Source organism: Brooklawnia propionicigenes, from assembly GCF_030297015.1.
Classification (GTDB): domain Bacteria; phylum Actinomycetota; class Actinomycetes; order Propionibacteriales; family Propionibacteriaceae; genus Brooklawnia; species Brooklawnia propionicigenes.
The window spans coordinates 574,973-594,775 of record NZ_AP028056.1 but is presented as its reverse complement, the minus strand read 5'-3'; the positions used below and the strand labels follow the sequence as shown (position 1 = coordinate 594,775).

The following is a 19,803-nucleotide window of genomic DNA, read 5'->3' as shown; positions in this document are numbered from 1 at the left end:
CGACGTGCCCAGCCGATCGTGCCGGCACCTCGTGAGGACGTGCTTGCCCGGATCGGACCGCGGCGACGAACCGGACTCATCGGCGGTCCGAGGTTAGAGCTGCGCGCCGTCCGAGCCGATCTCGGGCTGCCGAGGAAGGCTGCTCAGTAGCACCGCCAGGCCAGCGCCGGCACAGACCAGGGTCAGGACTCCGACCCACAGATCAGGACGCCAGCCCGCCAGCACCATGATGCCGACGACCAGCGCAGCAACGATCAAACCGGTGCCGAGCACATGCCGGTATTCCGGCCGTCCGACGGCCGGAGGCTCCGGAGGGGTCCAGTGCTCGACGTCGTCGTCGTTCAACTCGACCTCTTCGATCGCACGCTGCAGATCGAAATAGCCGTCGATCACCGGGCGGGAGGCGGGTGCGGATCGAGGCGGCCGTGGCAAACCAGTCATCCGGGTGCCGAAAAGCTCCGGTCCATCCGAGTTTCCGAACTCGGCCTTGATCAGCTCGGCAAACCGCTGATCGGTATCGTCTGAATGATCGCTGTCGGTCATCGTGGGGCTCACAACCTGTCAAGCACCAAACTCCTTGGTACGCGCCCACACTAGTCGCGGTGGGCCCAAGATCACCAGACACGGCGCGGGTTGCCCGGGGTACAACCAAATCCGTCATGACTAGAGTGGTGCGGGTAGTTCTAGCCCAAGGAGGATCCCGTGACCGCGTGGTACAGCTTCTTCAAGGCGACTTTGGTGCGTCCAGCGGTCAAATGGTGGTTTCGCGTCAAGATCGAGGGCACCGAGAAGATTCCCGACGGCGGCTGTGTGCTGGCCGCCAACCATTTGGACGCCGGCGACACCTTCAGCCTGCCCTCACTGATCAAGCCGAAGGTCACCTTCCCCGCCAAGAAGGAACTGTTCATGGGCAAGAGCCTCAAGGGTCGAGTGGTCGCCTGGTTCCTGACAGCTGTCGGGCAGGCCCCGATCGACCGTTCCGGCGGACGCGCCAGTGTGGCTGGTCTGGGATCGGTCGAGGATGTGCTCGACGCGGGCGGCGTCGTGGCGATCTTCCCGGAGGGCACCCGCAGCCCGGACGGCCGGCTGTACAAGGGGCACACCGGCGTCGCGAGACTGGCCCTGACCAGCGGCCGGCCGGTGTTGCCCGTGGCGATGATCAACACCCGGATGGTCAAGTCGAAGGTGGGGATTCCCACCATGCGGGATGCTCGCATCATCATCGGTGATCCGATGGATTTCAGTGAGTACCGCGATCAGGTCAATGATCTGCATGTGCTGCGCTGGGTCACCAATGAGGTGATGGGCGCCATCCAGCAGATGACCGGGCAAACCTATGTCGATGTGTATGCCTCGCGGGTCAAGCGTGGCGAGCTGAAGGGCACCGAACTGAGCAAGCAGTTGCTCGCCTATCCGAACCAGAACCAGACCCGGCCCGTCCCGGCCACGCAGTTTCCCGCCGGCGCCCCGGTTCTCGATGACCCGACCGTGAGGGAGTGACCGGCAGTGCCCGATCTACCCCGTGATCTGACAGGCTTCCGGCAGTTGGCCGACCGGCTGCGGCACCCGTGGAGAATCGACGCCGACGACATCGACAAGCTGCCCGAAGGCGCCTGCATCGTCGCGGTCAACAGGGTCAGTCCGTTCGATCATCTGAATGTCGCGGCGTCCCTGGGACGCGAGGCCACCGTCGTTTTCGAACCAGACAGCGGACGCCACCTCGTTCCCGGTATCCGGCACACCCGCTGGCTTGCCGATCCGGATTCCGGGAACAGCCCGGCTGCGGTGCTCGACCGAGGCGAAATCCTGATCGTTTTTCCGGAGGGCGCCACTGATGGTGACGGCACCCTGCACAAGGGGCACGCACAGTTCGCCGCACTTGCCTTGTCAACGGGGGTGCCGATCGTGCCTGCCGCACTGATACCGCTGAGCGTCAACGACCTGCTCCCCGAATTGCGCTACCGGTTGCGCATCGGTGAACCTATCGAGACCGGGCGCTTCGCCGAGGCTCAGCTGTCCAGCAACGTGCTGGACGGGTTCATGCTGCGTGGCCTGACAGATCTGGTGATGACCAGGATCGGCCAGCTCGCCGGACGTCGCTACGTCGACTCGTACACCGGTACGGCGAAGAAGGTGCGTATCCCCGGGGAGCCGGTCAAGATCTCCGAGTGGCGCGATCAGCGGGCCGAACGCCGCGCGGCCGAAGAACAGCGTCGCGCCTCCGAAGCAGAGCTGGCTCGGCTGCTCGACGAGCAGGATGCGGCGATCATCGACGAGGCGGTCGAGGCCGCCCGGCAGCAGGCCGAACGTGCCGCGCTGGCCGAACAGCGGGCACGCGCGCAACGACGCCGGACGAACAAGCAACCGCCGGACAGTGATGAGTAGCGCCCAGACCTTTCCACGCGATCCCAACCTGCTGCGCACGATCTATCGCGCGGCCGGCTGGGCGCGGATGGCGTTGGTGGTGCACATGATCGTCGTTAACTGCATGCGGCTGTCCCAGGTGCAGCGTCCGGTGCTACTGGTGGTGGTCTGTGTGGTGGTGGCAGGCTGGTCGGTCATTGCCTGCCTGCTCAATGTGCGGTCGAGATGGCGCACCAGCGGGCTGATGATCCTCGACATGGCCATCACGCTCGCCGTGGTCGGCAGCTCCCGCTACATCCTCGGCATCGACGTCTTGCGCGAGAGCTATCTCGGTGTCGCCTGCTACTGGATGCTGGCCGCCCCGGCGGTCCTGGGGATCTGGCGAGGAGCGGTGGCCGGGCTGGTCGGTGGGATACTGGTCGGCACCGCGCAGTTCTTGCAGGCCCCCTCGGTCGCGCCCCGGGCCTGGGGTGACGTACTGCTGATGGCGGCGATCCCGTACTTCATCGGTCTGCTCGTCGAGCAGCTGAGCGCGACGATCGCTGAACGTGACCGCAACCTGTCCACCTTGGCAGCGCTTGAGGAGCGTGAGCGGCTGAACCGGATCGTCCATGACGGCGTCCTTCAGGTGCTGGCGATGGTTGCCCGTGAGGGCAACGAACTCGGCCCGCGTGGCAGACTGCTGGCCTCGCTGGCCCTGCGGCAAGAAGATCAATTGCGTGCCACCTTGCAGGACCGCAGTGTTGACCTTGTGGGCGGCGGACTTCTGGACACCGACAAGACCGACGTCACCATCATGCTGGAAAAGCACCAGAGCGACACCGTGACGGTCTCCACGATGGCCGGCCAGCTCAACATGGCGGCGTCTCGTGCCGACGAACTGGACCGCGTGATCAGCGAGGTGCTGGCCAATGTCGGCAAGCATGCGGGTCCGGGCGCGCACGCCTGGATCCTGCTGGAGCAGGAGGGCAACGAGCTGATCGTCTCGGTGCGCGACGACGGAGTCGGGGCGACCCAGGAACAGCTGGACGCGGCCGCCGCCGCCGGTCGGCTCGGAGTGAAGGAGTCGATCGTCGGACGCGTCCTCGACCTGGGCGGCGGCTCCAAACTGACCACATCACCCGGATCGGGTGTTGAGTGGGAGTTTCGTATTCCGCTTGAGTGAACCTGTGTCAGCTTGTCAACAGTTACAGGCTCGCGGCAGCCAGGAGTGGCCCCGCGGCGAGCCACAATGGGGAAGCCGTCATCGTCGGTCAGCAAGTCCAGGAGGCGTCTGATGCCCACCGGTCCCGTCCCGACCAGCATCCGCGTCATGCTGGTGGACGACCACCCGTTCTGGATCGATGCGTTGGGCGAAGACCTGACCGAAATGGGCTGTGAGGTGGTAGCGGTCGCGCACGAGGGCAAGCAGGTGATGGTCCGGGCCACCGCGACGCGTCCCGATGTGGTGGTGATGGATCTCAACATCCCCCAGCCCGACGGAGCGACCTGCACCCAGCTGCTGACCAGCGAGTTCCCGGATCTCAAGGTGCTCGTGATGTCGGCGTCCGGGGAACGCGACGATGTACTGCGGGCGGTCAAGGCCGGCGCCAGCGGCTATGTGCTGAAGTCAGCCACGAAACAGGAGCTTCTGGATGCGGTGCGCAAGACCGCCGAGGGCGAGGCCGTCTTCACTGCCACCCTCGCGGGTCTCGTGCTCGGGGAATACCGCCGGATGGCCAACAATCCGGCATCGGCCGACGACAGCCCGGCCCTGACCCCCCGCGAAGCCGAAGTACTGCGGCTGGTCGCCAAGGGCCTGAGTTACCGCGACATCGCTGAGCTGTTGTTCGTCAGCCACCGAACCGTGCAGAACCATGTGCAGAACGTGCTGCGCAAACTCCAGCTGCACAACCGCGTCGAACTCACCCGGTATGCGATTCAACAGGGCCTGGACACCTGAAACGGTCACTGACCCCGACATTGGGCATGACGGATTATCCTTGGCTGCGTGTCTGAGCTGATCCCGTCCTTAGCCGAGTTGCATGCGATGCCGCAGGTGCAGCAGCCCACCTATGAGGATGCCGACCGGCTGAACTGGGTGGTGAACCGGCTGCGCGAACTACCGCCGCTTGTTTTTGCGGGCGAATGCGACGATCTGCGCGACAAGATCGCCCGGGTCGCCAATAGCCAGGCATTCATTCTGCAGGGCGGCGACTGTGCTGAGACCTTCGACGGCGTGCGCGCAGACAACATCAAATCCAAGCTTCGGGTCTTGTTGTCCATGAGCGTGGTGCTGACGTACGCCGCGCAGGTTCCGGTCGTCAAGGTCGGACGCATCGCCGGCCAGTACGCCAAGCCCCGCTCCAAGGACACCGAAACGCGCGGGGCCATCACACTGCCCGCCTACCGCGGCGATGCCGTCAACGGCTTCGACTTCACCCCCAAATCGCGCCGCCACGATCCCGATCGCCTGATACAGATGTACAACGCGTCTGCCGCCACCCTGAACCTGGTGCGGGCCTTCGTCACCGGCGGTTTCGCCGACATCCGGCAGCTGCACGCCTGGAATGCCAGCTTCGTGCAGGATTCGCGCATCGAGCATCGCTACGAGCAGATGGCCGGTGAGATTGAGCGGGCGCTCGGCTTCATGCTGGCCTGCGGCGTGAAGGACGACACCTTGTCGGTCGTCGACTTCTACGCCTCCCATGAGGCGTTGTTGCTCGACTACGAGTACGCCATGACCCGCATCGACTCCCGCAGCCACCGGCCCTACGACACGTCCGGCCATATGGTCTGGATCGGGGAGCGCACCCGTCAGCCGAACGGCGCCCAGGTGGAGTTGCTGCGCCGGGTGTCCAACCCGCTCGGCATCAAGCTCGGTCCGAACACTGCCGGCACGGATGCGATCGAGCTGGCTGACCGGCTCGACCCGAACCGGGTGCCCGGCCGCATCACCTTCATCGCCCGAATGGGCGCCGACAAGGTGCGTGAGAAGCTGCCGTCGATCATCGAGGCCGTCGAGCAGACCGGGCGCAAGGTCGCCTGGGTGTGCGATCCGATGCATGGCAACACCTTCGAGACCGCCAACGGCTACAAGACCCGCAGCTACGCGGCCGTGGTGGAGGAACTGAACGGCTTCTTCGACGTACACGATCAACTGGGCACCTGGCCCGGCGGCGTGCATGTCGAACTGACCGGCGAGGATGTCACCGAGTGCCTGGGCGGAGCCTTCCAGCTTTCGGAGACCGACCTGGACGCGCGCTACGAGACGGCCTGCGATCCGCGGCTGAACCGCAGCCAGAGCCTGGAGTTGGCCTTCATGATCGCTGAGCGGCTCAACCAGAGCAGGCTGCTGCGCCGGGTGCCGCAGCGGGTGCCTGACTGGAACGAATGAGAGTGATGATCGATCTGAGGTCTGACACCGTCACCCGGCCGACCGCTCAGATGAGGCAGGCGATGGCCACGGCGCCCGTCGGCGACGATGTCTACGGCGAGGACCCGTCGATCAACGAACTCGAAGCGCGCACCGCAGAACTGCTCGGCCACGAGGCCGGACTGTTCTGCCCGAGCGGTTCGATGGCGAACATGCTGGGCGTCTGGTCGCTGGTGCCGGTCGGACGCGAGATCCTCTGCGATCGGCGGGCCCACATCGTCCGTGCCGAGATGGGCGCCCATGCCGCACTCAACGGCATCACCATGCGTACCTGGACGTCCAGTTCCGGCACGCCAGGCATCGCACGGACCAGCGACATCACCGACCTGCTGGAGCTCGGCTGCGGCCCCTACCTGGTGGAGACCGCCGCGATCGAGATCGAGAACACCCACAACTTCGGTGGGGGCACCATTCATCCCATCGAGACGCTGCGCGAGATCCGCGAGATCTGCCGGCAGGGTGGGGTGGCCATGCACCTGGACGGTGCCCGGCTGTGGAACGCGCACGTCGCCACCGGCGTCCCGATGCGCGAGTACGGGTCGTTGTTCGACACCGTGAGCGTCTGCTACTCCAAGGGCATGGGCGCGCCGGTGGGCTCGGTGCTGGTATCGAGCGCACAACGAATCGCGGAAGCCCGAGTGCAGCGCAAACGCCTGGGCGGTGGCATGCGGCAGGCCGGCATCCTGGCCGCGGCCGCGCTGTACGCCCTGGATCACCACATCGACCGGCTGGCCGATGACCACGCCAACGCCCGGCTGTTCGCCGAACAGGTCACGGCTGCGGTACCGGCAGCGATCGATCTCGAGCATCTGGCGACCAACATCGTGGTGATGGACGCCGGTGAGCGGCTGGCGGCCGACGTCATCGCTGCCGCGGCAGACCGGGGTGTGCGGATCAGCAAGGTGGGCGCCCATCAGCTTCGTGCGGTGACCCATCTGGGCATCGACGCCGACCAGTGCCGCGAAGCCGGCCGGATCGTCGGCGAACTACTCGCGTCCTGACAGCGGGCGCGATTTCCGGGAGCCGCTGGGCTGTGACTGCCATAGTGGAGACATGCAGATCACCCATCTCGGACATTCCTGCGTACTCATCGAAACCGCCGGCCAGCGGGTGCTGGTCGATCCCGGAGACTTCAGCACGGCCTGGCGTGGCCTGACCGACCTGGACGCGGTACTGGTCACTCATCAGCATCCCGATCACGCCGATCCCGTCTGGCTGCCGAGGCTGCTGGACGCGAATCCGAATGCCATGGTGGCGGTGGAGTCGAGCGTGGTCGACATCGTCGACCTGCCAGATCGGACCCGGCGGCTCGGTCCCGGCGAGACGATCGACATCGGATCACTGACGGTCGAGACCATCGGCGGTCAGCATGCGGTGATTCACCGTGACTATCCGCGGATCGGCAATGTCGGCTTCGTCTTCCGCGCGGAGTCAGAGCCCAGCGTGCTGCATCCCGGCGACAGTCTGGACGCGGTCGCCGAGGGCATCGATATCGCGCTGATTCCGGCGTTCGGCCCGTGGGCGGCGACCAGGGAGACCATCGACTTCGCCCGCGCCGTGGCCGCACCTCGGGGCTTCCTCATCCATGACGGATTGCTCAATGAGCGGGGTCTGGGTCTGATCGATAAGCATGTGTCAGCGCTGAGTTCGACCCAGCTGATCGACGTCCGCGATACCCGGCCCTGGGCGGTGTGACGGTTTGTGCCGGCACAACGACGGGCTCGCGCATCATGGACCGATCCGGCAATGACGACAGGATCATCGCGATCACCATCGCTGTGCCGCCCAGCAGGGTGCGCATGCTAAAGGGCTCCTGGCCGGCCATGATCGCGAAGGTGGCGGCCCAGATCGGTTCGGTGCTCATGATCACCGCGGCCCTGGTGGGGGAGACCTTCGACTGCGCCCACACCTGCAAGACGGCGGTGAGCGCGCCGCACAACAGTGCCATGTAGAGCACCGCCCACCAGTCGGACGCCCGCTGAGGCAGCCCGATGCCACCCGGCAGCGCGGCGATCGTGCAGACCACCGCCACACCGGCAGTCTGCACGACGGCCAGGGTCACGGCCTTGTCCTGGGTGGCGACCCGGCCCGTGTAGATGATGTGTATCGCGTAGACCAGCGCGCTGGCCACCGTCAGCGCCTCACCGATGCCGAACTTTGTCGTCCCCGCGCCGGGGACGATGGTCAACGCGGCCAGACCGACCGTGGCCAGCGCCACCGCCAGCCAGACCCGCTGACGCACCCGGGCCTTCAACAGCACACCCTCGAGAATGGGGGTGACCACGACATAGAGCCCAGTCAGGAATCCCGAGATGGACGCGCTGGTGTGCGCCAGGCCGTAGGTCTGCAACAGCTGCGCCGAGCCGAAGATCAGGCCGAGGATGGCGCCCTGCCGGACCGTGGTGCGCGACCAGAGCAGCTTGCGGTGCACCACCGCGCCGAAGACGACCGCGGCGATCGTGAACCGGACCGCCAGCAGATCGGCGGCATCGATGCGATCGAGCATGTCGTGCAGCACGAAGAAGGTCGAACCCCACAGCACGGCCATGAACAGCAGACTGAGCGGGGCAAGCCGGTCTGCTGGGCTGTAGAACAAGCGGTCGCGGCTGGTAATCACAAAGAAACGTACACCTTGACTTTGGCGCCTTCAGGCAGCTCGGAATCGGCGGTCAGCACGTTATCGTCCTCGTCGGTGACCTTGGCGATCTTGCCGACATTCGGACCCAGGTTGGCGCCGCTGTAGACCAGTTCGGGCGCGAACTTCGCCGCCGTCAGCCGGTCGTAGTAGGTGGCCGGCTTCTCGTTGGTGGCAGGGGCCGGCACCTTGGTCAGGTTCGCTCCCTTGCTGATCACCAGGGTGATGGTGTCCGAGCGGTAGCCGGTGCCGGACGCAGGGTTCTGGCTGATGACCGAGCCCGCGGGCACCGTCGCGCTGACCTGTTCGTCCCCGTAGGCGACCTGGAATCCCAGATCGGTGAGGGTCTTGGCGGCCTCATCCTTCGGCTTGCCGACCACGCTCGGGATGGTCAGCGGTTCGCGTCCGATCGACACCGCCAGATCTACTGGCGTATCACGTTTCAGCTGCTCGCCCGCGGTGTAGCCGGCCGAGATCACCAGTCCGGTGGCGACGGTCTCGCTCCACTGCTCGGTGATCGTCCCGGTCGCCAGGTTGGCCTCACTGAGGGCCTGCTTCGCATCGTTCAGGGTCATCCCGGCCACTTGCGGGACCGCGAAGCGTTCGGGGCCCTTGGAGATCACGGCGCTCATCTGGGAGCCGCGGACGATCCGGTCACCAGGTACCGGGTCGGAGCTGATCACCAGATCGGTCGGAACGGTCTCGGAGTACTCCTGGGCGAACGTGATGGTCAGCCCTGCCTGGTCGGCGACACCCTGGGCCTCGGCCTGGGTGAGATTGATCACCGAAGGGGCCGCGACATATCGCCCGGAGGTGAACCACCAACTGGTGAGTCCGACGACCAGCGTGAGCAGCACCACCAGGATGGTTGCGGTGAAGGCGCGGCGCCGACGATAGGTGGCCGTGCGCGACAGGCTCGGGTAACGCTGGCTGGCGGGCATCGGCACATCCTCGGTCGGCGGCAGGGGCGGTGGAGCGGGCGGCCCAGCCGGATGAGTCGGCGCGGAGGAGTAGGTGCTGGCCGTCGCCGGGCGCGCGGTCACCTGCTGATCGGTCATCGCCGGCATGACACGAGTGGACCGGACGGGATCCGGCCGGAAGGCCGTTGGCGGGCTCGGCTGCGCCTGGGGCTGCGGCGTGAGGGTCGGCTGGGAGGGGGCAGACGCGGTTGCGGCCAGCACCGAGGTCGCCATGGAGTCGGGATCCAGTGCCGTTGTCACCTCCTGCGCCCAGGGCAGTGCCGAGGCCGGGAAAACCAGGGCACACAAGGCCTCGTCGGACCGCACGCCGCGTTCGAGTGCCCGGCGGACGCGGCGGATCCGGCGCAGCAGTTCGCGGCCGTCGACCGGCCGGGATTTCGGGTTGCGGCGGGTGCAGGAGGCCACCAGCGCGTCCACATAGTCGGGTATCGGGTCGCGGCGGGCCTGCCCGGGGTGTCTGGCTGTCAGTACCTGCGATGGCAGGGGGACATCCTCGTTGACGTGCTTGTAGGCGACGGTGATCGGGGCGTCGCCGGTGTACGGCTTGGTGCCAGTCAGCATCTCGAACAGCACGATGCCGGTGGAGTAGACATCGGACCACGAATGCGCGCGCCCGGTGGTGAGCAATTCGGGTGGCAGGTAGCTGACCGTGCCGATCAGCAGCCCCTGCGTGCTGGTGGATGTCTGCGAGCTGACGGTACGAGCCAGGCCGAAGTCGGCAACCTTGACCGCGCCGCGATCGCTGATCAGCACGTTCTCGGGTTTGACATCACGGTGCACCAGGCCGGCATCGTGCGCGACGGCGAGGGCAGCCGCCACCGGTTCGATCATCTGGATGGCACGCAGCGGGGTCATCGGGGCGTCGCGGGTGATGATGGAGCGCAGCGTCGAGCCCTCGACGAACTCCATGACGATGTAGGGGCGGCCGTGATCGTAGCCCTGATCGAAGATCGAAACGACATTCTGGTCACACAGCCGGGCGGCGGCACGGGCCTCCCGGTCGAACTTCGCCACGAAATCGGCATCGTCACCCAGGCCGTCGTGCATCACCTTGATGGCGACGATGCGTTCGAGGCGGCGGTCCCAGGCACGGTAGACGGTGGCCATCCCGCCTCGTGCGAGCCGCTGCAAGACCTCGTAGCGCCCGTCCAGCACATCACCAACGAGTCTGTCGGTGGTGGTCCTGGTCACAATGGCTCCATCTGTCGGTCAGGGAAGTTGACGGTTCCGCGCGGCGGACGTTATTCAGTGTAGGTGGCCCCCGGATCGGGCCAGTGCACCAGGGCTACTCGGCGGGTCGTGTCGGGCGAGCGCCCGTTGTGCTGATCCGGCAGATCGTAACCCCGCGCCTGGCTAGGGTTGGGGCGTGAGTGCGCGGATGGGATTGACGACACGGCTTGCACTGGCTCGCACGCTGGTCTGGACGGGCCTGCAGAATGAGCCGAAGACACTGGCCGAACGGGTGCGGCAGCTGTGCAGTCAGCGCGCCGACCTGATCGTCATCTCGCAGCCCGACGCGATCGGGGACGATCTGCTGATCGGCTACCGGGCAGCACGACAGGCGGCCGACGGCCGCGCGATCCTCGGCATCCGGGCGGACGCCCGACTCGCAGCAAGGTCAACCGCCGACCTGGTCGTCTCCGACGCGGGAACGCGGATCGCTCCCGGACATCCCCACGGCCTGGTGATGGCGGTAGCGGAAGGAACGCAGGCCGCGCGCCAAGCGCTGGCCGATGCCCGCGTCGATGCAGTGGTGCTGCCCGCCGGCGCGGTGACCGAGGCGGCGCGGCTGGCGCCGCCGGCCGACCCCGGCTCCAAGCCGTGGTTCGCCGCCGTGGATTCGGTGAGTAGTGGCCGCACGGTCGTCGAGGCCGGAGCCCGACGGCTGGCCTTCCCGCTGCCCGGCGAGACCGGCGTCCGGGCCTACCGCCAGCTCCTGGACGCAGCCTGGCGTGACGAGATGGAGCAGGTCAGCCTCGCCGCCTTCGCGAAGCGGTAGCTCAGAAGGCGCGAAGCACTAGCTCAGAAGGTGCGTTCCACGCACTGGCGGGCCAGCTCGGTCAGCGCGAGATAGCCGGGCTCGGTCAGTTCGCACTCGGAAAGCGCCGCCGCGGCAGCGGCATAGTCCGCATCGATCAGCGATTCGACCTGGTCGACGGCCCCGGACGAGCTGATCAGCGCGCGCGCCTCGGCGATCTGATCGTCGGTCAGCGGTGTGCCGATCAGGGATTCGAGGCGCCGCCGGGCGGCTTGATTCAAGCCGTCCAGGGCGCGAGCCAGCAACACGGTGCGCTTGCCCTCGATCAGGTCACCGGCCGCCGGTTTGCCGGACTGCTCCTGATCGGCGAAGACCCCGAGCAGGTCGTCTCGCAGCTGGAATGCCCGGCCCAGGACCAGCCCGAAGCGTCCGAGCGCCGCCAGCGCGTCATCGCCGGCTCCGCCGGCGGCCGCGCCGAACTGCACCGGACGTTGCACGGTGTAGCGCGAGGTCTTCTCCTCCAGCACCTTCGCCGCGATCTGTTCGGCGCCGAGGGTGTCGTCCGAGCCGACCTGGTACTGCGCCCACAGGTCGAGCACCTGACCGCTGTTCACCTCCGTGCGCACCCGATGCCAGTACGGGCTGGCCCGCCGCCAGCTTTCGGGATCCAGCCCGGCGCCACAGGCCAGCTCGTCCGACCAGACGAGCAACTGGTCGCCGAGTAGCACAGCCATCGCCCGGCCGAACTCGGCGGCATCTCCGTGGCCACCGGACGAGCGGTGCCAGGCCTCGAACCGGCGGTGCACCGTGGGGCGTCCGCGGCGCGAATCGGCCTGGTCCAAGACGTCGTCATGGATCAGGACACCGGCGTGCAGCAGTTCGAAGGCGCTGATCACCGGCCAGATCGCGGCAGGGACGTCGTGATCGCCGGCCGCGCCGACATAGCCCCAGTAGGCGAACGCCGGACGCAGCCGCTTGCCTCCCGAGGCGAAGTCTGCGGCCACCTCGGTGAGTTCGGTCAGCGCGGGGCTGACGTCGGCCAGCGCCGCGCTCTTGGCGCTCAGGAAGGCGGCGAGCTCGGCGGTGATGGCGTCGCGAAAGCTGCGCGAGGTGGGATCAGACGGATCAAGACGCATGGTGCTCAGGCTACCGGTCGACGCCGCCGCACGGCGGCGGCGAGGCACGCTGCGGCGCACCGTTAGAATCGCAGGCATGTCTTCGCACGAATCGATCGGTGAGCTGCTGGCGAACACCTCACAGGCGACCTTCAGCTTCGAGTTCTTCCCCCCCAAGGACGAGGCCGGCCAGGAGTTGCTCACCCGCACGATCGCCGAACTGAAGCCGTTGAAGCCGGACTGGGTGTCGGTGACCTACGGCGCCAACGGGTCGAGCCGGCAGCGCACCCTCAACGCGACGATGGCGATTCTTGCGACGACCGATTTCCGGGTGATGGGCCACCTCACCTGCACCGGGCAGACCGTCGACGAGATCAAGGCCGTCATCGATGCCTACGGGGACGCCGGCGTGACCAACATCCTGGCGATCCGCGGCGACATGCCGGGCGGCGCCTCGGAGCCGTGGCGGGCCCATCCGGGCGGACTGCACAATGCCACCGAGTTGGTCGAACTGATCGCCTCCCGCGGTGATTTCAGCATCGGCGTGGCGGCGTTCCCCGATGGTCACGCCACCTCGACGCCCGAACTGGACGCCCAGATCTTGCTCGGCAAGCAGCAGGCCGGTGCATCGTTCGCGGTCACCCAGCTCTTCTTCGAGCTGGGCCACTATTTCGAGATGGTCGGACGCGCCCGCAGTGCGGGCTGCACGATACCGATCGTGCCGGGCATCATGCCGGTGACCAGCGTCAAACAACTCGGACGCTTCGCGGAGATGTCCGGGGCCGACATCCCCGCCGAAGTCGCCAGGCGACTGCTGAGCGTCGCCGACGACCCCGACCAGGTCCGTCACACGGGTGCGCAGATCGCCGCCGAGCTGTGCGAGCGGCTGCTGGCCGGATGCGCACCCGGCCTGCACTTCTTCACTCAGAACCGTTCGCGGGCAACTCGAGAGATTCTCGCCATGCTCCGGGCCGACCGTCCGTCAGGTCGAGGGTGACCAGCCGCTGAGTCGCGCGCGTGAGTGCGACGTACAGTACGCGCACCCCACCCGCGGTCTGCTGAACGATCTCGTCGGGGGCGAGGACGATCGTGGCGTCGAACTCCAGGCCCTTGACCTGTAGGGCGGTCAGCACCGTCAGCCGATTCCGGAGTTCGTCGGGTAACGGCATGGAGGCGATGGTGTCACGTACCGAGGCGAGACGTCCGGCGGCGCAGATCACCGCGATCGAGCCGTCGACCTCAGCGGCCAGCCGGGTGAGGACGCGGCCCAGCCGTTCCCCTCTGGGCGCGTCGGGCAATGCCAGCAGTTCTGGCTGGACGCCCGTCCGGCGCACCGACGCCGGCACATCGGCGTCCGGGTAGACCGAGGTGATCACCCGTCCCGCGAGGTCCATGATCTCCGCCGGAGAACGGTAGTTGGTCGACAGCCGGAAGGTGCGCGAGGCTCCGCGTCCGATCAGATCGCGCATCGCGCGGCGGGTTTCGTCGTCGCTCGGATAGGAACTCTGGGCGGGGTCGCCGACCAGGGTCCAGGACGCCTGCGGGCCGCGGCGGCGCAGCATCCGCCACTGCATCGGCGTGATGTCCTGTGCCTCATCGACCAGGACATGAGCATGGGTCACCACGCCGTCGTCGTCCGGGTCGATCTCACGGGTGGTGGTCAGCGTGTCGGCCAGAGTGACCAGTTCGGCAACCTCGGTGCCGTCGTCGAGGAAGAGGGTCGGATCGACCTCGCGCTCGATCGGTGCTGGGCCGATCATCGCCGCCAGTTCGTCGAGCAGCGCGATGTCGCTGATCGACCAGTCGGGATGCTGCCGTTCGCCGCCGGGGACGAAGCCGCGCGCGTGCGCGAGACTGTCTGCCAGTACGTGGCGTTCGTCGGCGTCCAGCACGTCATGGCCGAACTTGCGCAGCAGGGCCGGGTCGGCCAGCCGCGCGAGCACCAGTTCGGGAGTCAGCGTCGGCCACCAGGCGTTGAGGAACATCGCGTAACTGGCCTGTGAGGTGACGATCTCGTCGAAGACCTCCCGCGACAGATCGAGCAGCGCAGCGATGTCGGTCGGCAGCTTCTTCCACAGCGCATCGGTGAGCGCCTTCTCGGTGGCAGGACGGGCGCGGTTGGCCTTCTGGGAAGCCAGTACCTCGCGCCGGATCGCGCCGAGCTCCGGTGCTTCGAGGGTGAGGATCTCGCCCTTGACGCTGACTCGCAGCCGGATGTTCTCCGGAGTCATCGGCTCATGCACGGCGCGACGCAGCACCGGGAGCATCCGCAGGCTGCCCTTGACCAGGGTTGCCTCGGCTTCGTCCACCCGCTGGCTGCCGAATCCGAGCACGTCGGTGGCCAGCTCGCCCACCGACTTCAAGGTCACCGAATCCTCGCCGAGCCCGGGTAGCACACGTTCGATGTAGCTCATGAACAGATCGGTCGGGCCGACCACGAGCACACCGCCGGCCTCCATGCGCTTGCGGTAGGTGTACAGCAAGAACGCGGCCCGGTGCAGTGCCACGACGGTCTTGCCGGTACCCGGGCCTCCCGAGATGATGGTCACGCCCTGGTGAGGGGCGCGGATGGCCATGTCCTGCTCGGCCTGGATGGTGGCGACGATGTCGCGCATCCTGGGGCCGCGGGCGCGCTGCAGTGCGGCCAGCAGGGCGCCCTCGCCGATCACCACGAGGTCGGAGCTGCCCGCCTCGTCGAGCAGATCGTCTTCGATTCCGATGACCTTGTCATCGCGGCAGCGCAGTACCCGGCGGCGGGAGACGCCCATCGGATCGGCGGCGGTTGCGCGATAGAAGGCCTCGGCGGCGGGGGCGCGCCAGTCGATCACCAGCGGCTCGTAGTCGTCGTCGCGCACGCCGAGGCGTCCGATGTAGCGCTTGTCCTCGTCGTCGATGAAGTCCAGGCGCCCGAAGACCAGGCCTTCGTGTTCGGCATCCAGGACGGCGAGCCGTTTGGCGGCCTGGTAGGCGAAGGCGTCGCGCTCGAACAAAGCGGTGCCGTCTTCTTCGCGCATCCAATCGGCGCGATCGGTCAGGTATTTGGCGCGGCTCTCGGCCTGCACGTTGCGTGCTGCCGCGGTCGCTGACGCGAGATAGCGGTAGACCGTGTCCACATGAGCCTGCTCGACGGCCAGCTCATGAGCCAGGATCTCGTTTGCACTGGGGGAGTGTTCTTCGGTCAAGTGGGTCCATCCTCAGAAAAGCCGGAAGAGCAATCTTACTCCGCCGCGATGAGTGTCTCCCGATCGTCCGGGGTGGAAAAAGAGGCGCTTGCATTCAGGCTAAATACTCAATTAGAGTAAAAGCATGAACCAGATCACAGCGGCCGAGGCCATCGAGCGGATTACACAGGCCGGATCGGCCCGCGACCTGTTCGCCGGTGACTACACCCAGCCGGCCGCGGCGCGCCGTGCGCGGCGCACCTACCGGCTGCTGATCGCGCTCATTCATCCCGATCTGGCCACCAGGAACGGCATTGATCCCGCTCGGGCCGGCGAGGCGGCAGCGAAGCTCAACGATCTCTACCTGCACTGGTGGGCCGGCACCGAGCGACAGGACACCACCCGGACTCCGCACGTCGTCGGCGAGTACGACCGCTACCTGCTGGGCGCCCGGATTCGCCGGACCTCCCAGATCAGCACTTACGCCACCGGCCAGCAGGGCCTGTTCGTCGCCATCTCTCGGACGCAGGTCGCCGACACCGATCGGCTGATCGCTGCTTCCCGCGCGCTAGCCGCTCGCGGGCTGGCCGCTTTCGGGCCCGAGCCCGTCGATCACGGTCTCGTGAGCGGCCGGTCCTGGGTGGCCTACCGGTTGCCCGCAGGGCTGTACTGCCTGCGCGAGGTGCGCACGGGTTATCCCGAAGGTCTGGATGGACGCGACTGGGCGTGGATGGCCCGGCGCATCCTGATGGCGCTGAACGGTGCAGATCAGCCGCGGGCCGGACTGAGTCTCGACGCCGTACTCGTCCACCCCGGCGAGCACGGCATCGTCCTCACCGGATGGGGCAGCCAACCCGCCCGGCCGATGCCGGCCGAGTCGCGCACAGATCCCGACGGCGACGATCTTGCCCGTCTTTTCGACCAGATGCTCGACCACCGGCCCGATGCCCGCAGACAGCGGGCGTGGGCCACGGCGGCCGCGCAGACCGCCATCGGCGGCCCCCGCGGGTGGCTGGCCGAATACGACCTCCTGCTGCGCCGTATCTACGGCGAACGCAGGTATCGCCCGTTCGCGATTCCGCAAACGGCGTAAAACACGGGCCGTGGAGCGGCCCACAACCGAAAGGAGCCCATCATGGGCCGAGGATATTGGGACACCAGCGCATACACGCAGGCAGCGGCGGCGCGCCGCGCGGCCGGGCGGCAGGACTTCGGCTACACCGCGGCCATGCGCAATCTGCCCCGTAACCAGCGCAGGGCGGCGGCGAGCCTCGACGCATACGGTGCGGCGGCCCGCGAGGCCTGCGACAGCGCCGAGCACCCGGCGTCCACCCCGATCGCGGTCATGTTCGACGTGACCGGTTCCATGGGCCAGGTGCCCGTCACCTTGCAGAAGCGGCTTCCCGACCTGTTGGGACTGCTGACCCGTGGCGGTTACGCGACCGATCCGCAGATCCTGGTCGGCGCGATCGGGGACGACCGGTACGACACGGTGCCGCTGCAGGTCGGGCAGTTCGAGTCCGACAACCGCATCGATGAGCAACTGCGGGATATCTACCTCGAACGCGGAGGCGGCGGCGACCGGATGGAGGGCTATGCGCTGGCGGCGTACTTCCTCGCCACTCGTGCTCGCCTGGACAGCCTGGACAATCGCGGGCGCAAGGGCTACCTCTTCATCGTCGGCGACGAGATGAACAAACCGCAGCTGTATGCGGAGTCGGTCCGCCGCTTCATCGGCGATGAGGTCCGCCAGGACATGGCTGTCGACGAGGTCTACCGGATGCTGGACGAGAAGTTCTTCACGTACTACATCGTCCCGAGGCTGACCTCGTACTACAACGAGCCCTGGCTGGAGGACCACTGGCGCCGGATCGTCGGCGAACGTTTCCTGCGGCTGGAGGATCCGCAGGCGGTCTGCGAGTTGATCGCACTCACCGTGGGCCTGATGGAGGATTCCATCAGCCTCGAGGAGGGGCTGGACGATCTCCAGCGAATCGGCTCGACCGGTACGGCAGCGGTCGGCAAGGCCCTGGCGAGGATCAATCGCGGCGCAGCGGTCGCCGTGGCCACCGGCGGCGTGCTTCCCGCCGATCTGTGAGCGCTGGCATCCGAAAGGAGTCCGGATCATGACACTGACCACCGCACCGCGGCAGACCATCATCGTCGCCGGCTTGGGGTACGGCGACGAGTCCAAGGGTGCGACCGTGGACTATCTGGCCGCGGCCCTGCCCGATGTGGTCGCCGTGGTGCGGTGGTCGGGAGGCGCTCAGGCCGCGCACAACGTCCGGCACGGCCACCGCCATCACACCTTCAGCCAGTTCGGCTCGGGCACCTTCTGCGATGTGCGCACCATCCTGCGGGCTCCGATGCTGGTCAATCCCATCCTGCTGGTCGCCGAGGCCGACGCCCTGGAGTCCCAAGGGGTCGTCGACCCGCTGGGGCTGGTCACCGCGGACGCGAACTGCCTGGTCACCACGCCCATTCATATCGCGATGAACCGTGCCCGTGAGATCGCGCGTGGCGCGGCCAGGCACGGGTCGACCGGCCTGGGCATCGGAGAGACCGTCGCCTACGATCTCGCGGTGCGTGCCCACGCGAAGGCCGGCGAGACGATCGGCAACTTCGCCGCACCCGCGGACGCGCCCAGTGTGCCCGCGCTCAGGGTCGGGGATCTGCGCGACCAGGCGGCGACCGTCCGGGCACTGGACGCGCTGGCCCGCTATGCAGATCCGCTGCTGCAGGCCGTCGACGACCCGGACGCAGTCTGCGGGACGGTCCAACAGCTGGCGGACGAGCTGTGCGCGAGCGCCGAAGACATCGCGATCGTCGACGACCTGGCTGGTGTGCTCGGGGCGGCCATGGACGCCGGCACGGTGATCTTCGAGGGCAGCCAGGGCGTGCTGCTGGACGAGTGGCACGGCTTTCATCCGCACACGACCTGGTCGACGATCACCCCGCGGCATCTGGTCGGCGAGCTCGAGGCGGCCGGGCGCCGGCCCTTCGTCCTCGGGCTGACGCGTGCCTACTCGAACCGGCACGGCGCCGGACCGATGCCCACCGAGGACCGCCGGCTGCAGCTGCCGGAACCCGACAACCGTGAGGGCCGTTACCAGGGCGGCTGGCGCACCGGGCATCTCGATCTCCCGGCACTGCGCTATGCAGCGAAGGTGGCCGGACGCGTGGACGGGGTGGCGCTGAGCCACGTCGATATGCTCCCGTTCGCATCGCGGTCAGGTGTGCCGCTGCTGGTCGCCGACAGCTGGAACAGCCGGCGTGAGCCGCTCGGGTCGCCGACCCACCATGACCTGGCAGGCCTGCAGGCCCTCACGCGCACAGCGCAGCATGCCCGTCCCGATCTCATGCCGCTTTCCACCGACCCCTGCGAAGTGGCTAGGCTCATCGATGCAGCGGTGGGCGCACCCGTGGTGCTCATCGCTGACGGGCCGCAGCGCAGCAATCGGGTGCTGGTGGGCGAGATGGGGAGCAACAGGAGGGCCGGATGAACGACGCCAGCATTTTCAGCGTTGTCTCTGTCGACGTCGTCGCGCTGGCCTACGAGCGGGAGAACCGGCAGATCCTGCTGGGTGTACACCACCGCGCGGCACCACCGTTCGAGGGCGAGCTGGCGCTGCCCGGGGTCGTGCTGCGCAGCGGCGAGCGCCTTGAGCGCGCCGCCTCGCGTGCGATCGCGAAGCTGGGCCTGCCGTCGCCCGGCCAGGCGCTGGGCCAGCTGCGCACCTTCGATGAGCCCTCCCGGGATCCCAGAGGTCCGTCGCTGTCGGTGGCGATGTGGGCGGCCTATCCTCCGGAGACCCTCGCCCATCCCGGGCCGGTCTGGCTCCCGCTGGACTCAACCGACCACCTCGCATTCGATCATGATGAGATCGTCGCCGACGGACGCCGGATTCTGGCCGGAATGCTCTGGCGTGATCTGACCTTCACCCGCGCACTGACCGGTGACCAGTTCACCGCCACGGATGCGGTCGCGATCACCGCGCAGCTCACCGACCGCAGTGTGCACCGAGCGAACCTCAACCGCGAGCTCGGCAAGCTGGACGGACTCACCGAGGCCGGCCTGGCGCCGGCGTCGGGTGGTCGTCCGCCGAAGATCTGGCGTTGGGCAAGCTAGCGTAAGCCTGTCGGCCGAGGAAGGAC

At 67.4% G+C, this 19,803-nt stretch carries 18 protein-coding genes; 13 read left to right on the top strand and 5 right to left on the bottom strand.

Going from position 1 to position 19,803, the window contains the following annotated elements; all coding sequences use genetic code 11:
- Positions 1-93 precede the first annotated feature (93 nt).
- Complete coding sequence (locus QUE25_RS02770) at positions 94-543, bottom strand: hypothetical protein (RefSeq protein WP_286267347.1); 450 nt, start codon at positions 541-543, stop codon at positions 94-96.
- A 159-nt stretch (positions 544-702) separates the two neighbouring features.
- Here QUE25_RS02770 and QUE25_RS02765 point away from each other — a divergent pair, with 159 nt between their 5' ends.
- The 7 genes from QUE25_RS02765 (at position 703) to QUE25_RS02735 (ending at position 7,474) form a co-directional block, all read left to right on the top strand.
- A complete protein-coding gene (locus QUE25_RS02765; protein ID WP_286267345.1) occupies positions 703-1,500 on the top strand; it encodes a lysophospholipid acyltransferase family protein in 798 nt (265 codons plus the stop codon).
- Positions 1,501-1,506: 6 nt separating this feature from the next.
- A complete protein-coding gene (locus QUE25_RS02760; RefSeq protein ID WP_286267343.1) occupies positions 1,507-2,385 on the top strand; it encodes a lysophospholipid acyltransferase family protein in 879 nt (292 codons plus the stop codon).
- Positions 2,378-3,529 (top strand): sensor histidine kinase, encoded by a 1,152-nt coding sequence (locus QUE25_RS02755; RefSeq protein WP_286267341.1) that lies wholly within the window; start codon positions 2,378-2,380, stop codon positions 3,527-3,529. Before QUE25_RS02760 ends, QUE25_RS02755 begins: the two co-directional genes overlap by 8 nt.
- Positions 3,530-3,640: 111 nt before the next feature.
- On the top strand, positions 3,641-4,306 hold the full coding sequence (locus tag QUE25_RS02750) for a response regulator (protein ID WP_286267340.1): 666 nt from the start codon (positions 3,641-3,643) through the stop codon (positions 4,304-4,306).
- 48 nt (positions 4,307-4,354) lie between these two features.
- Positions 4,355-5,740 (top strand): class II 3-deoxy-7-phosphoheptulonate synthase, encoded by a 1,386-nt coding sequence (locus QUE25_RS02745; RefSeq protein ID WP_340312720.1) that lies wholly within the window; start codon positions 4,355-4,357, stop codon positions 5,738-5,740.
- Complete coding sequence (locus QUE25_RS02740) at positions 5,737-6,780, top strand: threonine aldolase family protein (protein WP_340312718.1); 1,044 nt, start codon at positions 5,737-5,739, stop codon at positions 6,778-6,780. Before QUE25_RS02745 ends, QUE25_RS02740 begins: the two co-directional genes overlap by 4 nt.
- Before the next feature lie 52 nt (positions 6,781-6,832).
- Positions 6,833-7,474 carry an MBL fold metallo-hydrolase gene (locus tag QUE25_RS02735; protein ID WP_286267338.1) on the top strand — a complete coding sequence of 214 codons (642 nt, stop codon included), beginning with the start codon at positions 6,833-6,835 and terminating at the stop codon, positions 7,472-7,474.
- Here QUE25_RS02735 and QUE25_RS02730 read toward each other — a convergent pair.
- Positions 7,377-8,396 (bottom strand): DMT family transporter, encoded by a 1,020-nt coding sequence (locus tag QUE25_RS02730; RefSeq protein WP_286267335.1) that lies wholly within the window; start codon positions 8,394-8,396, stop codon positions 7,377-7,379. The two genes, QUE25_RS02735 and QUE25_RS02730, sit on opposite strands and share 98 nt — an antisense overlap.
- The gene (gene pknB, locus QUE25_RS02725) at positions 8,393-10,585 is read right to left on the bottom strand and encodes a Stk1 family PASTA domain-containing Ser/Thr kinase (RefSeq protein ID WP_286267334.1); all 2,193 of its coding nucleotides are present in this window, start codon (positions 10,583-10,585) and stop codon (positions 8,393-8,395) included. The genes QUE25_RS02730 and pknB overlap by 4 nt, the downstream gene beginning before the upstream one ends.
- A 175-nt stretch (positions 10,586-10,760) precedes the next feature.
- On the opposite strand from pknB, the gene QUE25_RS02720 reads away from it, so the two are divergent.
- Complete coding sequence (locus QUE25_RS02720; RefSeq protein WP_286267332.1) at positions 10,761-11,393, top strand: hypothetical protein; 633 nt, start codon at positions 10,761-10,763, stop codon at positions 11,391-11,393.
- Positions 11,394-11,416: 23 nt separating this feature from the next.
- On the opposite strand, the gene QUE25_RS02715 is transcribed toward QUE25_RS02720, so the two are convergent.
- The gene (locus QUE25_RS02715) at positions 11,417-12,508 is read right to left on the bottom strand and encodes a polyprenyl synthetase family protein (protein WP_286267330.1); all 1,092 of its coding nucleotides are present in this window, start codon (positions 12,506-12,508) and stop codon (positions 11,417-11,419) included.
- Positions 12,509-12,584: 76 nt separating this feature from the next.
- Here QUE25_RS02715 and QUE25_RS02710 point away from each other — a divergent pair, with 76 nt between their 5' ends.
- Complete coding sequence (locus QUE25_RS02710; protein WP_286267328.1) at positions 12,585-13,484, top strand: methylenetetrahydrofolate reductase; 900 nt, start codon at positions 12,585-12,587, stop codon at positions 13,482-13,484.
- On the opposite strand, the gene QUE25_RS02705 is transcribed toward QUE25_RS02710, so the two are convergent.
- Positions 13,408-15,669 carry a HelD family protein gene (locus tag QUE25_RS02705; protein WP_286267326.1) on the bottom strand — a complete coding sequence of 754 codons (2,262 nt, stop codon included), beginning with the start codon at positions 15,667-15,669 and terminating at the stop codon, positions 13,408-13,410. The two genes, QUE25_RS02710 and QUE25_RS02705, sit on opposite strands and share 77 nt — an antisense overlap.
- Positions 15,670-15,793: 124 nt before the next feature.
- On the opposite strand from QUE25_RS02705, the gene QUE25_RS02700 reads away from it, so the two are divergent.
- Genes QUE25_RS02700 through QUE25_RS02685 form a run of 4 tightly spaced genes read left to right on the top strand, consistent with a single transcriptional unit; the run spans position 15,794 to position 19,777 of the window.
- Positions 15,794-16,741, top strand: coding sequence for a hypothetical protein (locus QUE25_RS02700; RefSeq protein WP_286267324.1), 948 nt, complete (start codon positions 15,794-15,796; stop codon positions 16,739-16,741).
- 42 nt (positions 16,742-16,783) lie between these two features.
- On the top strand, positions 16,784-17,746 hold the full coding sequence (locus QUE25_RS02695) for a hypothetical protein (protein ID WP_286267321.1): 963 nt from the start codon (positions 16,784-16,786) through the stop codon (positions 17,744-17,746).
- A 28-nt stretch (positions 17,747-17,774) separates the two neighbouring features.
- Entirely contained in the window at positions 17,775-19,151 is a 1,377-nt protein-coding gene (locus QUE25_RS02690) for an adenylosuccinate synthetase (RefSeq protein WP_286267319.1), read from the top strand.
- Positions 19,148-19,777: an NUDIX hydrolase gene (locus QUE25_RS02685; RefSeq protein WP_286267318.1), complete on the top strand. Its 630-nt coding sequence runs from the start codon at positions 19,148-19,150 to the stop codon at positions 19,775-19,777. Before QUE25_RS02690 ends, QUE25_RS02685 begins: the two co-directional genes overlap by 4 nt.
- Positions 19,778-19,803 lie beyond the last annotated feature (26 nt).

Excerpts from the sequence above, each read along its gene's own strand:
- QUE25_RS02770 (WP_286267347.1), bottom strand. The coding sequence starts at position 543 with ATGACCGACAGCGATCATTCAGACGATACCGATCAGCGGTTTGCCGAG.
- QUE25_RS02755 (WP_286267341.1), top strand. The coding sequence starts at position 2,378 with ATGAGTAGCGCCCAGACCTTTCCACGCGATCCCAACCTGCTGCGCACG.
- QUE25_RS02750 (WP_286267340.1), top strand. The coding sequence starts at position 3,641 with ATGCCCACCGGTCCCGTCCCGACCAGCATCCGCGTCATGCTGGTGGAC.
- QUE25_RS02740 (WP_340312718.1), top strand. The coding sequence starts at position 5,737 with ATGAGAGTGATGATCGATCTGAGGTCTGACACCGTCACCCGGCCGACC.
- QUE25_RS02735 (WP_286267338.1), top strand. The coding sequence starts at position 6,833 with ATGCAGATCACCCATCTCGGACATTCCTGCGTACTCATCGAAACCGCC.
- QUE25_RS02715 (WP_286267330.1), bottom strand. The coding sequence starts at position 12,508 with ATGCGTCTTGATCCGTCTGATCCCACCTCGCGCAGCTTTCGCGACGCC.
- QUE25_RS02710 (WP_286267328.1), top strand. The coding sequence starts at position 12,585 with ATGTCTTCGCACGAATCGATCGGTGAGCTGCTGGCGAACACCTCACAG.
- QUE25_RS02700 (WP_286267324.1), top strand. The coding sequence starts at position 15,794 with ATGAACCAGATCACAGCGGCCGAGGCCATCGAGCGGATTACACAGGCC.
- QUE25_RS02695 (WP_286267321.1), top strand. The coding sequence starts at position 16,784 with ATGGGCCGAGGATATTGGGACACCAGCGCATACACGCAGGCAGCGGCG.
- QUE25_RS02690 (WP_286267319.1), top strand. The coding sequence starts at position 17,775 with ATGACACTGACCACCGCACCGCGGCAGACCATCATCGTCGCCGGCTTG.
- QUE25_RS02685 (WP_286267318.1), top strand. The coding sequence starts at position 19,148 with ATGAACGACGCCAGCATTTTCAGCGTTGTCTCTGTCGACGTCGTCGCG.